The following is a 15,310-nucleotide window of genomic DNA, read 5'->3' as shown; positions in this document are numbered from 1 at the left end:
GTCCTCCGCTCAGACCGGGACCCTGGGGGTGTTGGAGAGCAGGCCGTCACGGGCGAGCGAGAAGCTCTGCGTGTACTCGCCGACCTTGAGGTTGTGCGTCACGCTCTTGACGTAGTACAGGCCGTCGTAGGCGAGGCCCGCGCCGCGCACGCCGACCAGGGCGCGCGAGGCCAGCACCCGGCCGTAGCGCAACACGTTGAGCTGGCCGCTGCCGGTCACCGCGTCGGCGGACTCGGAGACCTTGGCCAGGCCGCGGGCCAGCGCCGCGACCGGGTTCTCCTTCGCCGCGCCCGCCAGCGGCTCGGTCTTCAGCCGCGGCGCCGGCCGCAGCGCCAGCGGCGGCGCGAGCAGGCTGACCGAGGGCAGCGGGACGTCGACCGAGATCTTGCTGGTCGGTTCCAGGACGCGCACGACCACCTGCTTTCCCGACAGCCCGTCGACGGCGAAGCTGAGCGACTCGACGTTGGTCGCCGCGTCCGAGTCGACCGACAGCGCCGGCTGCGGGACCCCGGCGCGGATCTGCGGGCCCCAGTAGGCCCGGCTCGTCCCCGGCACCGGGCCCGGGTCGAGGTAGAAGACGTGACCGTTGTCCTTGGCCAGCTTCTGGATGAACTCGAAGTCGGTGCCGTCCTGGCTCTGGATCCGGTCGGTCGGGACGGGCACGTCGGCGAACAGCTCGGGGATCACGACGGGGATGACGCCGTAGAGCAGGTAGTTCCGCAGGAGCCACGCCACCTGCCCGGAGGCGGGCAGCGGCGGGAACGGCACGCCCTGGCGCTTCTCCAGGTCCATGAGCACGGTCAGGTCCTCGCCGGTCAGCGTGATCGCCGACTGGCCGAGGTCGTTGGAGAACCCGGCCTCCTGGCGGGTGATGACGCCGTCCATGAGGACGTTGGGCAGGCCGTTGACGGTGACGACGATGACCACCCGGATCCCCGGGTCCAGCAGCCCGGCCGGCAGGTAGGTCGTCGTCAGTGGCGAGTTCCGGCTGGTCGCGAGCACCACCTGGAAGCCGCTGCGCTGCCCGGCGGCGACGGTGACCTGCACGCTTCGGACCGCCTGGATGACGGCGGCGGGCACCGGGACGGGCAGGGTCGGCCCGGCGAGCAGGTTGAGCTGGATCCGGCTGATCATCCGAGGCCTCCGGCACCGCCGGTGGCCTCCGGCGCGGGGACGCGCAGGACACGGCCGGGCTCGGCGGTCAGCTCGGCCGGGTCGAGGGCGCCGTTGGCGTCGGCGATCCGCCAGCCGAGCAGCGGGTTGCCGTAGTAGCGCGCGGCGAGCAGGTCGAGGCGCTCGCCCGCGACGACCAGGTGCTCGATGGCCGCGGCCGCGTCGTCGGAGCCGGCGATGAAGCGGCGGCGCAGGTAGCGCCACTCGGTGCCGTCGGCGCCGGTGGTCGTCGCGACCTCGGTGGCGGCGTACCGGCTGTGGGGAGGGAAGCGGTCGCCGGCGGCGGCGCCGGCCGTAAGCGGCACGGACGAGCCGAGCGAGGGGTCAACGGTCATCGGATCCTCCGGGCATCACGTGGGTGAGCGCGGCGCCGCCGGCGCCGGCCGCCGCCGCGACCTCGGTGGCGGCGCACCGGCTGTGGGGAGGGAAGCGGTCGCCGGCGGCGGCTGCCGCTGGGGGCGGGCCGGCCTGTGCTCCCAGGGACGGGCAGACGACGGTCACGGGATCCTCCGGACACCGAGCTGGGTGAGCGCGCCCGGGACCGTGGCGGCGAGCCGTTCGCGGGAACGGTGATAAGCCATGAAGATCCCGGCGCCGCGGTGGCCGAGGCGCAGGTCGTGCACGCCGAGCACCCTCAGCCCGAGGCTGACCCGGGCACGGATCGGGTTGAGCGACGGGTCGAACGCCTCCTCGGTGACGGCGAAGTCGGTGATCCTCACCGGCACGATCCGGTTCTCGCCCCAGACGAACAGCGTCAGCGGTGCCTCGGTGGACACGATCTCCAGCGCGCCCTCGGCCGCGCGGGCCAGGTTGGCCGCCACGTCGTCGGCGCGCGGGTAGATCGCCGTCTCCAGCGCGGCGAGTTCCGGGGTGATGCCGAGCCGGACGGTGCCCGGGTGCGCGTCGGGCAGCTCGAGCTGGTCGGTGGCGTCGATCTCCGCCTCGAGTTTGATCGTCTCGATCGGCGCGGCGCGCAGCCGCAGCGCGTCGAGCCGGTCACCGGCGTCGCCGGTCACGGCCTGCGCCTGCAGGGTGCGGCTGAGCGTGTCCGGCGTGTAGCGCAGCACGACGACCCGCTGCACCTGCCCACCGCGCGGGTCGAGCATCACCAGCCCACCCCGCACCGTCCGCGGCGACCCCGGAAACGTCGTCACTGGTCCTCCCCCGTCGCCGTCGGACCGGAAGAAGCCTTGGCCTGCCCGACCCGGTAGAACTCCCGCAGCCGTTCAAGCAGGTACTTCTTCGCCCCTTCCCTGGTCGCGAAGACCGCCTTCACCGTTTCGCTCTGGACCTTCAGCCACGCCTCGGCTTGTCTGATCTCCCTCTTCGCAAGTTCTTTCCCTTTCTTGCCCACGGCTCTGTCGCGAAGCCCGAGTTTGGCCCGCAGGGCCTGCTCCTTGGGGGATTTCTGCACCTCCTGGAGCTGAAGCGCGCGCGACGCATCCTGGGCGCCCTTCATCGACATCGGCATAAGCTCCAAGACATCGTCCGCTTTCAGATGGTCATTCTTCGCTTTCATGAGGTCGAGAGTGAGCATCGCCTGGGCGGGATGGGCCGGGCTACGCCCTGATTCCCTGCCGAAGATGAGAAGGCTCACCGTCGCCAGTTTCTGCTCTTCGCCGGCCAGCGCCTTCGGCACGCGCCCGGTCTGCAGGAAATGGGTGAGGTGCTCCGCCGTCGCGGCATCGCCGCCGGACTTCGCCCCCAGCTCAGCCAGAATCTTGGAAACCGTCGCGCTGCCCGCGTCTCCCTTCTTATCCGCCAAATAGTCCGTCACCCCCATGACCTCCCAGTTGACGCCTGTCCTCGGCCCAAGACCCGACTTGTTCATCTCGAAGACCTCGGTCCCGGCCTCCCCTACCCGCCATCCCTGGCGTCCGCCCCATGGGACGATCCGACGGTCCCAAGGCAACGACTCGCCGGTCACCTCGAGGGACTCGCGGTTGGTGGACCGACGCATCGCCTCACCGGCGATCAGCCAGTCCTCACCGCTGTGGATATCGGCACCGGACACAAGGCCCTGCTTGGTGAGGTGCTCGTACTCCGCCCGCGTCTCCGGGCGTCCGGATTCCATCTCCGCCAGCCGTGCCTGGCCGCGCTCGCTGGACACGACCTCGTTCACCAACTCCTGGCTGACCTCGCGGATGAGCAGGCGCAGCGGCTCTCCCTCCGGCCGCCAGCCCTTGGCGGCCTCTTGTCCCGGGTTCACCCGGGCCCAGACACGCACCGTCCCCGAGCTTTCCCGCCTGGCGCTGAGCTCCGAGAGCCTGTATCTGAGCCGGTTGGCGGCGAGCGCCAGCCGCAGGGCGATCCCGGGAATGCCGCGGGCGAGCCAGCGGCCTATTTTGGGCCGCAGGATCCCCACGACGCGTTCCAGCTTCTGCGTCGGGGTCTCCTTACGGCGCCGGGCGAAGATCTTCTTCTTGAGGGCGCGGTACCCGGCGCGCGCCTTGGCGAGTGCCTTCGCGCCCAGTTTGAGAACGCGCCCGGGAAGGGCGCGGCGCAGCACCCGGCCGACCGCCTCGGCGCCCCTGCCCACCGCGCGGCCGGCCGCCGCGAGGCCGGCCTTCGCCGCCCGGGCGCCGGCCTTCGCGGCGCCGCCGACGGCGCGGCCGGCCTTCTTGGCGGCGTTCGCGAAGCGGCCGGCCATCGCGCGCAGCGTGCCGCCGACGTTCTTGCTCGCGCCCTTGAGCTTGCTCAGCAGGAAGCTCGCCAGGAACTCGAGAACCGCGACGACGACCGCCGCTACCAACTCGCCGAACTTCGGGCCGGCATTGCCGCCCCTGACCGCCTTGAGGAACTCCATGAACTTCTTGAAGGCGGCCAGGATCCGCTCCGCGGCGGCCCAGGCCGCCTTCAGCCCGTCGATGATCAGCATGATCGCGCCGGCGGCCGGGATCAGCATCGCGACGAGCTTCTCGAGGAGCAGCTGGACCAGCATGCCCGGCAGCGCCGCCTTGACGGCCGCCCAGGCCATCTTGACGATCTTGGCGAAGGTGATACCACCCCGGCGCAGGACGTCGAGGATCGCCTTCCCGACGCCGACGACCTCCTCGGCCTTCGCCTTGAACCAGCCCTTCACCGCTCCCTTCGTCGCGGGCCAGACGTGGTTGCGAGCGCCGTCGGACAGCGCGGCTCCGAGATTGCTCAGCCACCGGCGCGGGCTGGTGGCAATGTGCTTGGCCAGGACAGCGAAGTCGACCAGGGCGTCGACGACGGCCTTGGCCGCCTTGATGGCGCGGTCGACGACGCCGGCGACGGCGTCCACCGCAGCGGTGTAGGCCTTCTCGAGCACGTTGAGCGCGTCGGTAAGCGCCTTCCCGAGCGCGTCGAGCAGCTTCTTCGCGCCCTCCTTCAGCTTGTCCGCGGCCTCGTTGACCTTCTTCGTGGCCGCCGCCACACCGTTCTTGATCTTCTTGCGGAACTTCTCGCGCGCGGCGGGGAAGCCGGCCAGGCAGATGTCCCCGGCGGCGACCAGCGCCTTTCCGCCGAGCTCTATGGCGCCGACGACGGCGCGCCGGCCCACCTCGATCGCGGCGACGGCCAGCTTCTGCGCCGCGCTGATGGCCCGGTTCACCGCCGCGCGGGCCGCGTCGAACGCCTTGCGGATCGCGCCCTTGATCCCGTTGAAGAAGGACTTGAACTTCGAGCCGAGCCAGCTGAAGAAGCCGCCCCCCTCGCTTTCCTTACGGGCCTTCTCCCGCTGGGACCGCGCCTCGCCCTCGGCGTCGCCACGTTCCCGGGCGATGTCGGTGTTGCCGCGCGCCACCTCCTTGGCGGAATCCTTGCGGGCCTTGTCGCGTGCCGCGCCGATGGTCGTGTCGGCCCGCGCCCGGGCGGCGCTGGCGGCGGTGCGCGTCCGGTCGACGAGCGCGTCCTGCTCCCGGGCCCAGTCCGCGCGGTCGGTGGCGACGTCCTTGCGTACCTCGCGGCGGATCTCGGTCTGCTCCTTGCCGCTGGCGGCGACCTCCTCGTCGATCAGGCGGTCGGTCTCCTCCTGGGCCAGCCGCTCGGCCGCGTGGCGGTCCTGGGAGGCCCGCGCCAGGCCGGCGCCCTGGGTCGCTGTCGCGGCCTGGATCTCGCCGCCGCTCTTCTCCTGGGCGATCGCGTCGACCGCGCCGGCGGGCGCCTCGCCCCCACCGCGGCCCGCCGCGCCACCGCCCGGCGCGGCGGCGCCCTCCTTGCCGCCCGGCGCGCCGGCGGCGGCCGGCTGCGCGGCCAGGCCCTCGGCTTCCGGCCCGCCCGCCGGGGCTTCCTCGCCCTCACCCAGGCTCGCGGTCAGCGTCTCCTTGGGCACCTGGGGGAAGACGTCGTTCTCGCCCAGGTCGGCCCGGGCGTCGGCCCGGCCGTCCTCGAGCGTCCCGCCGGCCGTGTCCTGGACGGACTCGGCCGCGTCGGCGACCTGAGCAGGGTCCTCGCCGCCCGCCAGCTCCAGCGTCGGCACGGGGCCCGCGTCGACGTGCAGCGCGGGGTCGGTCGTGGGCAGCGACTCGACCGCCGCCGTTGCCTTGGCCGCGTCGTCGGCTGTGATCTTCGTGTCGCCGCCCGCTATCGGCTCGGGCACCCGGACGGTGACGGGAGCCGGCGCCGGAGGTGGCGCCGCCGGCTCCGGCGCGGGCGCCCCCGGCCCGCCCGCCGGAGGCTCGACAGCCCGCTCGAGGCTGGCCGGCAGCGGCGGCAGCGGCGCGGGCGGAAGCGACGCGTCCCGGTCCTCCGGCACGCCGGACGGCCGTTCCAGCGTCGGCGGGTTCGCGGCGAGGTCCGCCCTGGCCTCCCCGACCACGCGCCGCGCCGACGCCGCGACGCCGCCCAGGGCACCGGCCAGCCTGGTGGCGGGCAGTCCCGCCACGGCCCCGAGCGCGGCGTCCGGCGTCAGGCCCTCGACCTGGGGAGCCGCCGGCTCGGGTGGTTCCGGGATGGGGGTGCCACCCGACCCGCCGCCGGCCGGGTTCGGCGGGTCGGGCAGCTCCGTTTCCGGACCGCCGTCACCGCCCGGCGCCGGCCCCGCCTCCGCGGCTCGCGGCGCTTCGGCGGGCTCCGCCTCGTCCGCGTCGAACTCCTCGACACCGGCCGACGCCTCGCCGTCGGGCACCGCGCCTCCCGCGACGCCCTCGGCGTCCGGTTCGCCGGACGGCCCGGCGGCGCCCGCTCCGACCGGCTCGGCTGCCGGGGCGGCCTCTGTCACCGGGGCGGGCTCCGGCGGCGGGGTCGGCTCCGCGGGCGTGGCCGCCTCTGTCACCGGGGCGGGCTCCGCTGGCGGTGCGGGCTCCGGCGGCGGGGCGTCGGTGTCATCCGGCGCCGCCACGCCCGAAGGGGACGCGTCGACGTGCTCCGGCAGGCCTTCGGGCTCCCGGTCGGCCTCGACGGCGCCAGCCGGGGCGTCCTCACCAGACGAGACTTCCTCTGCGGACGAGGCATCCTCGGCGGCCGGTCCGGGCCTGGCGGCGGCCTCCGCGCGCGCCGAGGGGCCACCCGCCTGCTCGGTGGCGGGTTCGGTGTCGGCCTCTCCAGACGTCGCCAGAGCGGCCGGCGCGTCCAGGCCGGTCGCCTCGTCCGCACCGACGACGGCCTCTGGGTCCGCCGCCTCGCCCGAACCGGCCGCCTCGCGCGGCCCGGCCGCGGTCTGGGCTCCCTCCTCGGGGGCGAGCGGCGCCGGCTCGGCGCCCTCGCCGGCGGCCGGGGCCGCGCCGGCCGCGGGAAGCTCCTTGCCGCCCGTGGCCGCCTCCGCTGGGCCGGCCGACGCCGCGGCCTCCCGCGCCGAGCCCCCGGCCTGGTCCGACTGTTCGTCGAGCGGCACCGTCAGGGCCGCCGGCGCGGGGGCCTGCTCGTCCGGCCGGCGCTCGGTCTCGCCCGTCTGCTCGGTCTCGGCTGCCTGTCCGGTTCCGGTTGTCCGCCGCGCCGCGTCCTCGCCGGTCCCAGCCACCGGCTCCTGGGCCGCCGAACCCTCCGCCGACGTCGCGAAGTCGCCCGCCGCGTCGCCGTCCAGCCGGTCGAGGGGCTGCCTGCCCGGCTCCTCCAGCGGGCCGGATTCGCCAGCACCAGCGTCCTTGCCGGTCGCCTCCTCGGCGGCCGGGTCCTTGCCGGAGGTACCGGGCTCTGGCGCCGGTTCCCTGGCCGGCGCCGTCTGCTCGGGCGGCGTGGTCTCGGTGAGCGCGGCCAGGTCCGTCGCCACATGGCCGCCGCCACGCTGGGCGACCGTCGCCACGACAGCCTCGCGCAGCGAACCGTCGAGACGGCCGAGCACCGCGGTCAGCCCGCCGGTCTGGCCGGCGGGGTCGCGGCCGAGCAGCCGGTCGACCAGCCGCGCGAGCGCCTCGCCGGCCGTGACGGCGTCCGGCGCCGCGGCCCGCTCTCCCCGGTCGTCGAGCGGGCCTTCCCCAAGGCTGTCGCGCCGGGGCCGGATCCGGCTGAGGTCCCGGCCGAAGGGGCGCGCCGGCCCACGCCCGCCAGCCGGTTCGGTCCCGCGGCCGGTCGCGCCGGCGCCCGTGGCCTGGTCGGCGGCCTGGCCAGGTCGGGTGTCGGACGAGCGCGCGCGGCGGGACGCGGCGGCGCGGCGCGCGGGCGGGGCGGGCCTGGGCGACGGCGGCGGGCGCTCAGCCATCCGCCACCTCCGCCAGCAGCCTCGCGTGCAGGGCCGCGGCGATGGCCCGGCCCGCGCCGACCGGATCGCCCACCGGATCCACCGGCAGCTCCGCCGCGACGGGGGCGGGCGGGGCGCCGCGGCTGGCGAGGCGCCGCAACTCGTCGGCGACAGCGCCCGCCAGCAGGTCGGCGGGCACCCCAGGGGCCCCGTCGACGACGAGCCGCTCGACGCGGACCCGCACGCGCGTCGGGGCACCGTCCGAGGCGCCGGCCACGGAACCGGCCGTGGCCGTCACGACGGCCACCCCACGAGCTCGGCCGGCGTCAGGGGCCGTTCGAGCTTGGTGTACTCGGCCCGCGCGCCACGCAGGACGTCGGCCATGGTCACCGGCCCGCCGCGCTCGGCGGCGAGGAACGCGGCGTGCACGGCGACGTTGCGGATGTTGCCGCCGGCCAGGTTGAGCTGCGCCAGCCGCCGCGGGTCGAGCCCGGCCACCGGGACCCGTGGGCCGAAGGCCCGTTCCCACAGGGCTCGGCGCCCGGCGGCGTCCGGAAAGGGGAAGGTGAGGATGAAGCCGAGCCGGCGCACGAAGGCGTCGTCGATGTTCGCGCGCAGGTTCGTCGTCAGGACCGCCAGACCGCGGTAGGTCTCCATCCGCGCCAGCAGGTAGCTGACCTCGAGGTTCGCGTACCGGTCGTGGCTGTCGCGGACCTGGGTGCGCTGCCCGAACACCGCGTCGGCCTCGTCGATCAGCAGCACCGCGCCGCCGCGCTCGGCGGCGTCGAAGACCCGGCGCAGGTTCTTCTCCGTCTCGCCGATGTACTTGCTGACAACCTGGCTCAGGTCGACGCGGTACAGGTCGACGTCGAGCTCGGCCGCGACGACCTCGGCCGCGAGCGACTTGCCGGTGCCGCTCGGGCCGGCGAACAGCGCGGTCACCCCGGCGCCGCGCCTGCCGGGCCCGCCCGCCCCCCAGTCCTCGTACACCCGCGCCCGGTGGCGGCTGTGCCGCAGCAGGTCGCGCAGGCCGGCCAGCTCCCGTTCGGGCAGGACCAGGTCGCCCCACCGGGCGGCCGGCGCGACCCGCTCGGCCAGGCCCTCCAGGTCGGCCCGCGCCCGGACGCGGCAGGCCCGCCACAGCTCACGGCCGAGGGCCACCGGGACGCCGGCGGCCCCGCCGCCGGCCGCGGCTTCCTGGGCGGCCCGCCCGGCGCCGTCCGCCAAGCCGGGACCGCCGGCCACGCCAGGGCCGCCCGCGGCCTGGCCGCCGACGGCCGCCGACTCGTCCGCGACCGGGCCGGAGTCGCCGGCTTGGCCAAGGTCACCATCCAGGTCGGCGGCCAGGCCGAGGCCGGCCGCGACGGCCAGGTCGGTGGCCGCCGCGCGCAGCTGGTCGGCGGGCAGCCGGAACTGGCCGGCGAACCGCTCGACCTGGCCGTCGAGCAGGGCCGCGGCCGGGCCGAGGGCCGCGTTCCACAGGCCGACGTTCTCGGCGAGCGTCACGTCGGGCAGTTCGAGGGCGAACGTGCCCGCGGGCAGCCCGGTGACGGGCTCGGCGCTGGACAGGACGACGCGCCGCGCCGACGCGCCGAGCCTGCGCGCCCACCGGCGGGCGGCGGCCAGCTGGGCCGGGTCGGCGTCGTCGAGGTCGAGCACGACCGGGGAGCCGGTGAGCCGCGCCTCTCGGGCGAACCGGGCCACCAGGCCGGCGGCCTCGGCCGGGTCGGCCGGCAGCGCCGCCGCCTCCAGGCGCCACAGCCGGGGCGCGCCGAGCCGGTGGGCGAGCGCCCGCTCGAAGCAGCGCCGGTCGCCGGCCCTGCCCCACAGCACCAGGGGCGCGGTCTCGTCCGCGGCCCAGCACGCCGCGGCCCGTTCCAGGAGCAGGCCGTGCCGGGCGGGCAGCGCGTCGCCGGCGGGAGCGACGGTCTCGGCCAGCTCGGCCAGCCGCGGGTCCGCGACGTCGAGACCGACCAGCGCCAGCAGCACCCGCTCGTCGACGCCCAGCCGGGCGCCGACGAGCCCGCCCGCGTGGGTGTCGAGCTCCACCAGGGCCAGGGCTCGCAACGGCCCGTCGGGCGCGACGGCGTCCCAGTGCGGGCCGGGCAGCGCGGCGAGCGCCAGGCCGAACGTCGCGAAGGGCCGCGCCGGGTCGCCGTGCGCCCGCGCGCACAGCTCGGCCAGCGACGGGTCGAGCGCGCAGCCCGCGGCCAGGGCCAGCACGTCGCGTTCGAACGGGCTCAGCCCGCACCGGCGGGCCAGCACGGCGAGCCAGTCCGGCTCCGGCGGCGTCCCACCCCGCGGCCTCGCGTCCGCCTCGAAGGCCTCGTGGACATCGGTGATGTCAGACGAGCCAGCGGAGTGGGGGGTGCCGTGAGCGCCAGGAAGATCGGTGCTGTCGGCGCGGTCGGGCCCTGGAACGGCATACATGCGCAGGTGGGCACGCACCGCGCGCAACCGCCCAGGCAGGTCGGCCGGCTCAGGCGGCTCCACCAGCCCGGCCAGCGGCACCGACTCAGCCGGCGCCGCCGCCTCGACCGGCCCCGCCAGCCCGGCCGGCTCCGGGGGCCTGGCCGGGTCGGGACGCGCGGCGGTCGTGGTCATCGCAGGTCGATCTCTGGCTGGTCGTAGACGCCGGCCGTCGCGCCCAGCTCGGTCTCGGCGCCGTCGACGCGGACCCGGGCGGCGTAGCGGGCGCGCGCGACCCGCTCGAGGGCGAACGCGACGGTGTCCGTCGTCTCCGCCTGGTCCTGGTCCCGCGCCGGCGCGGGGATCGTGTAGCCGCGCGGCACCGCGCCGGGCGCGGCGTCCGTCTGGGTCAGCAGCAGCGACACCCGCTGGCGCCGGCCGACCGGGGGCACCAGCCGCGCGGTCACCGTCGCCGAGAGCAGCCCCGCGTCGCCGGGGTCGACGACGCGACCCGAGACGGTGAGGTCTGGCTTGGCTGTGCCGGTGAGCGCGAACGCCGGCCGCAGCAGGAACGGCAGGACGTTGGACTCGGGCCCGGCGCGCAGGTCGCCCTCGAAGCTGGCCGACTGGCGCAGGCGCACGGTGTTCACGCCGGCCCGCAGCGTGCCCGGCAGCGTCACCCGCACCCGCGACGGCGTCGACCCCCCGGCGGGGGTCGCGGTCTCGCCGCCGCCGAACAGGACCGTCGTCGCGCCGCCGAGCAGGCCGGTCCCGACCAGCTCGACCGCCGCCCCGGCCACGGCGGTCACCGGCGTCGGCTCGACGGCCGTGATCGTCGGGTGGAGGGAGACGGACATGGCGAGGCGGGCCCGGCGCACCGGCGGCCCGGGCGGGGCGGCCGGGTCCGTGGCGCGCAGCAGCACGACCCGGGCCTGGAAGGCGATCGACGGCCGGTACTTCTCGCCGAAGACCGACCACAGCCGCGAGAGCTCGTCGGTCGACAGCGACTCCATCGACAGCGACACCACTTCTTCCTGGTTCTCCAGGCCGGCGGTCGCGAGCAGCGCCAGGTCGGTCGGCAGCGGCGGGGCGAAGGTGGCCCGGATCGCGTCGCGAGTCAGCACCCGGGTCTGGTGCAGGACGAGCGCGCCGTAGCCGAGAAGGATCTCGCCGTGCAGGTCCTTGGAGCCGTACGCGCTGAGCAGGTAGCTGAGGTCCAGCGCGAGCGGCGGGTTCGTCAGCCGCCGGCCCGCCCGGTCGTGCGACGGCAGGTCGGTCGTGGACCAGCCGGTGTTCGGCCGGACCTGGTACATGAACAGGTTGAGCCGGCTGGTCTCGGCCGTGACGTCGATGCGGTCCGGCGGCAGCGCGGAGACCTCGATCGCGCTGACGCCGAGCGCGGCCTGCAGGTCGGCCGCGGGGATCGCGTTCACCAGCAGCTGGCGCAGCACGGCCGTCGTGGCCGCGATGCCGAGCGAGGTCGTCATGACGGCTCCCCCCGCCGGCGCAGGTACTCGTCGAGCTCCAGCGCGGGCGCCACCCGGGCGCCGTCCGCCCGCCCGGGCCGGGCCGGCGCGGGCGGGCGCACGCGCACCTCCACCCGGCCGATCGTCACCTCGACCGTCCGCGCGGGGACCACGGGCGGCGCGGCGGGCGCGGCGGACCCCGCGGGCGCGTCGTCGCGGGCCGGGGGGAGCAGCGACCCGACGGGTGGCGGCCGGCGCCGCCGGGCCGGGGCGGCCGGCGGGCGGGCGGGCCGTGGGCCGTCTTCGTCCGGCGCGCGCGAGGGCGCGGCCATGACCGGCGGTGCCACGTCCACCGGTCCGGTCACACCCGCCAGGACCGCCCGGGCCGTCGCCGCGGCCGGGGCCGGCGGGCCGGCGCCGAAGGGCACGGCGAGCGCACCCGGCGGCGCGATGACCGCTGGCATCGGCGTCGGCGGCGCGGTGGGGGGTGCCGGGGCACCTTCCTGCTCGGGCAACGCCGCGGGCCGCGCGCTCCGGTCGACGGGCCCGGCCACCGGCTCGGCCCGGCCAGGCCAGGCCGGCGCGGCCATCGCCTCGATCTCGGCGTCGAGTTCGCCGCCCGGCGCGAGGTCCGGCTCGGCCCACACCGCGACAGCCGCGCCCTCGAGGGCGCGCGCCGCCAGCCGGGAGAACAGGTCGGTCACGTCAGGTCCAGATAGGCGCGCCGGCGCCGCTCGGACAGGCCGAGGATCTCGGCCTGGGACCAGCCGTAGCGGCGGGCGAGCGCGTCGACCTCGGTCAGCAGGCGGCGCGCGCCCGCGCGCACCTGCGCCCAGACCAGCGCCGGGACGTCCAGCGGCGCCGGCCAGCCGTGGCCGCACTCGTCGCACCGGATGTCGAGGCGCACGTCGACCAACGGGTCTGCCCGCTCGAGGTGGCGGCCCACCCGGTCGAGCTCGTCGTCGTCGAGCGGGCGGGCGGAGCCGTCCGGGCGGCTCACCAGCTCGACGCACCGGGCGACGAGCACGTCCCGGGCGCCGTCGGCCGTGCCCGCGGCGGCGGCGGCCACGAGGTCCGCGGTGGCCGGGCAGCGGGCCCGCACCCGGGCGGTGCCCAGGTCCAGGTCGCGCGGCCCCGGGTCGCCGAGCGGCTCCGAGCCGCTGGCCGCCGCCGGGTAGCCGTCGACCAGCTCGGCCACCGCCAGGCGGATCTCGACCGTGGCCGCGCAGCCGGGGCACTCGGCGAGCGCGTCGAGCCAGGGCCCGCGCACGCCGCGGTAGAGGTCGAGCAGCAGGGCGTCGCGCCGGCCGAGCGGGAGCGCCGCGGCGCGCGGCGCTGGCAGCGGCGCGAGCAGCGCGAGCGCGCGGCCGTGTCCCGCGGCGCTGGCCGCGGCCTCCCACGCCGCCAGCAGCGCGTCGGCCGCCAGACCGGCGCTGGTGTCCGGTCCCGGTGGTGGGGGGCCGACGACCCCCGCGGCGGACTGCCCCATTCCGGCCTACCCGGCGAGCGTGGGCTCGGTGGGCTCGACGACCTGGTCGTCGCGCTCGAACCCCTCGTTCTCGATCTTGATTCGCTCGATGGCGACGGCGTTGGCGTTGGCGTCCAGATCGGGCGTCCCAAGCTCGGAGACCCAGCAGCGGTGGACGTTCCAGGCGACGACAAGCTGGCCGGCCTCGTTGTACAGCTCGATGATCAGGTCCTTGCGGAAGTCCTTCAGCGACGTCTCCGCGCCAAGCCCGCTGCCGTAGTTCCACACCTTGTTCGTCCACTGCTGGAACTCAAGGTCGTGGGTGATGCCGCGTTCCAGGGTGATCGCGTCGTACTCGGTGCGGCCGGGCGACTTGCGGCTGCTGCTCGGGTCACCGCCCTCGCGGTGCTTGACGACCTCCGTCGTCCGCTTCATGCCGCTGACCTTGCTGACGCCGGCGACATAGCGGCCGTCCCACTTCACCCGGAACTTGAAGTTCTTGTACGGGTCGAAACGCGTGGCGTTGACGCTGAACTGCGCCATGGCGGCCTACCTCCTGACTCTGGGGCTCTACTCCGGGGGCCTGGTCAGCTGCTGCAGCTGGATGACGACGAACTCGGCGGGCTTGAGCGGCGCGAAGCCGACCAGGATGTTGACGATTCCCCGGTCGATGTCGGCCTGCGTGGTCGTCTGGCTGTCGCACTTGACGAGGTAGGCCTCCCGTGGCGTGCGGCCCTGGAAGGCGCCCTGGCGGAACATCGACTGCAGGAACGCGCCGACGTTGAGCCGGATCTGTGCCCACAGCGGCTCGTCGTTCGGCTCGAAGACCACCCAGCGCAGCCCTTGGACGAGGCTTTCCTCGATGTAGAGGGCGGTGCGCCGGATGGGGACGTACTTCCACTCGCTGGCCTGGGCGTCCGCGCCGAACAGGGTGCGCGCTCCCCAGCTGACCGTCCCGTGCACGGGCAGCGTGCGGATCACGTTCATGCCGAGCGGGTTGAGCGCGGCGCTGTCGGCGTCGTTGAGCGGCTCACCCGCGGGGCGGATCACGCCGCGCAGCTGGCTCGCCGTGCCGGCGGGTGCCTTCCAGATCCCACGCTGGGCGTCGGTGCGGGCGAACAGCCCGGCGAGGGTGCCGCTCGCGGCCACGTCGAGCAGCGCGCCGCCGCGCGCCGGGTCCGGGTCGACGATCTTCAGCCGGGGGAAGTAGACGGCCGTGTTCCGGTCGCGCGGGCTGTTGGCCGCCAGCCACTTCTCGGCCTTGTCGGTGCTGTCGACGGCCTGGGGGATGTCGACGAGGTAGAAGCAGCGGAACGTCTCGCAGAACGCGGCGGCCGCGTCGGCCACGTCCTTCAGGTTCGGCGTCGCCTCGTCCGAGAGGCCGTCAAGGGTCGCCGCGGCCGGGATGCACAGCAGGTTCACCACCGCGGGCTCGATGCGCCCCAGCGCCAGCAGGCCCGCCTTCAGCTCCTGGGCGCCGGGCAGGGACCCGTCGTTCCCGCCGGCGAGGGAAAGGAATCCGGCGGCCGTCGGGTCCGCCAGCGCCGCCGGCGACATTCCGTTCCTGGCTGCCGGAGTGGCCGCGGCGGTCGGATCTGGCGGCGTCGCCGGCACGGTCGGTGTCGGTGGCTGACCCATGCCATGGTCATCCTCGGTCGCCCTGACCAGCGCCGACTCGGCGTTCACGACATCGGCGAAGTAGCGGGGGCCGACGCCCATCGTGAGGTCACGGTGGACCTCCGAGGCGATCACCTGCGTTCGCCCTCCGACCTGGCCCAGCCGGCGGATCGCCAGGGTGAAGCCCGCGTTGGCCGCCGCGGGATTCCAGTCGACGGCCACCTGCAACTGGTCGCCCCACGCGCCGGGGCTGCGCGCCTCGATCACCAGCGTGTCGCTCGGGGTCGAGCCGCCCGGGAGCACCAGCCGGGAGGGCACCGCGCCGGCGGTGGTGACGCGGACGATCCAGGCGGTCTGGCCGCCGTTGACGAAGAACTGCAGCACGCCGTAGCTGGCGGGGCTACGCGGGTCGGGCGGCCCGAAGCGGCGTACGAATTCCTCGAATCCGCTGACCCGGGTCGCGACCCCGATGGGCCCCTGGGGGAAGAAGTCAACGAACGCGGTGTCGGACGTGCTCACCCCGCTGATCGGGTGGACCCCGCTGGGGATCTCCTGGACGTAGAGCCCCGGGTGGAGCGGTGTGACAGGCATGATCTC

Annotated in this window: 11 protein-coding genes; all 11 read right to left on the bottom strand. The window is 75.7% G+C overall.

All coding sequences use genetic code 11. From position 1 onward, the window contains the following. Nucleotides 1–9: 9 nt before the first annotated feature. The 11 genes from I6A81_RS35705 to I6A81_RS35655 all read right to left on the bottom strand — a co-directional run bounded on the left by I6A81_RS35705 (nucleotide 10) and on the right by I6A81_RS35655 (nucleotide 15,304). A complete protein-coding gene (locus I6A81_RS35705) occupies nucleotides 10–1,134 on the bottom strand; it encodes a hypothetical protein (protein ID WP_203005904.1) in 1,125 nt (374 codons plus the stop codon). Then, nucleotides 1,131–1,508, bottom strand: coding sequence for a LysM peptidoglycan-binding domain-containing protein (locus I6A81_RS35700; protein ID WP_203005903.1), 378 nt, complete (start codon nucleotides 1,506–1,508; stop codon nucleotides 1,131–1,133). Before I6A81_RS35700 ends, I6A81_RS35705 begins: the two co-directional genes overlap by 4 nt. Nucleotides 1,509–1,670: 162 nt before the next feature. Next, nucleotides 1,671–2,327: a hypothetical protein gene (locus I6A81_RS35695; RefSeq protein ID WP_203005902.1), complete on the bottom strand. Its 657-nt coding sequence runs from the start codon at nucleotides 2,325–2,327 to the stop codon at nucleotides 1,671–1,673. After that, entirely contained in the window at nucleotides 2,324–7,774 is a 5,451-nt protein-coding gene (locus I6A81_RS35690; protein WP_203010433.1) for a hypothetical protein, read from the bottom strand. The genes I6A81_RS35695 and I6A81_RS35690 overlap by 4 nt, the downstream gene beginning before the upstream one ends. Beyond that, nucleotides 7,767–8,051, bottom strand: coding sequence for a hypothetical protein (locus I6A81_RS35685; RefSeq protein ID WP_203008393.1), 285 nt, complete (start codon nucleotides 8,049–8,051; stop codon nucleotides 7,767–7,769). Before I6A81_RS35685 ends, I6A81_RS35690 begins: the two co-directional genes overlap by 8 nt. Continuing rightward, nucleotides 8,048–10,357: an AAA family ATPase gene (locus tag I6A81_RS35680; protein ID WP_203010432.1), complete on the bottom strand. Its 2,310-nt coding sequence runs from the start codon at nucleotides 10,355–10,357 to the stop codon at nucleotides 8,048–8,050. Before I6A81_RS35680 ends, I6A81_RS35685 begins: the two co-directional genes overlap by 4 nt. Then, a complete protein-coding gene (locus tag I6A81_RS35675) occupies nucleotides 10,354–11,649 on the bottom strand; it encodes a DUF4255 domain-containing protein (protein WP_203008217.1) in 1,296 nt (431 codons plus the stop codon). Before I6A81_RS35675 ends, I6A81_RS35680 begins: the two co-directional genes overlap by 4 nt. Beyond that, nucleotides 11,646–12,332, bottom strand: coding sequence for a hypothetical protein (locus tag I6A81_RS35670; RefSeq protein ID WP_203010431.1), 687 nt, complete (start codon nucleotides 12,330–12,332; stop codon nucleotides 11,646–11,648). Before I6A81_RS35670 ends, I6A81_RS35675 begins: the two co-directional genes overlap by 4 nt. After that, nucleotides 12,329–13,117 carry a hypothetical protein gene (locus I6A81_RS35665; protein WP_203005304.1) on the bottom strand — a complete coding sequence of 263 codons (789 nt, stop codon included), beginning with the start codon at nucleotides 13,115–13,117 and terminating at the stop codon, nucleotides 12,329–12,331. The genes I6A81_RS35670 and I6A81_RS35665 overlap by 4 nt, the downstream gene beginning before the upstream one ends. A gap of 6 nt (nucleotides 13,118–13,123) precedes the next feature. Then, the gene (locus tag I6A81_RS35660) at nucleotides 13,124–13,639 is read right to left on the bottom strand and encodes a phage tail protein (protein WP_203005303.1); all 516 of its coding nucleotides are present in this window, start codon (nucleotides 13,637–13,639) and stop codon (nucleotides 13,124–13,126) included. A gap of 27 nt (nucleotides 13,640–13,666) precedes the next feature. Next, nucleotides 13,667–15,304 carry a phage tail sheath family protein gene (locus I6A81_RS35655; RefSeq protein WP_203005302.1) on the bottom strand — a complete coding sequence of 546 codons (1,638 nt, stop codon included), beginning with the start codon at nucleotides 15,302–15,304 and terminating at the stop codon, nucleotides 13,667–13,669. Between the last annotated feature and the right edge of the window lie 6 nt (nucleotides 15,305–15,310).

This window comes from Frankia nepalensis (assembly GCF_016786325.1).
Lineage (GTDB): Bacteria > Actinomycetota > Actinomycetes > Frankiales > Frankiaceae > Pseudofrankia > Pseudofrankia nepalensis.
Note: the sequence above shows the minus strand (reverse complement) of the source record. Positions and strands in the feature narration are given on the sequence as shown.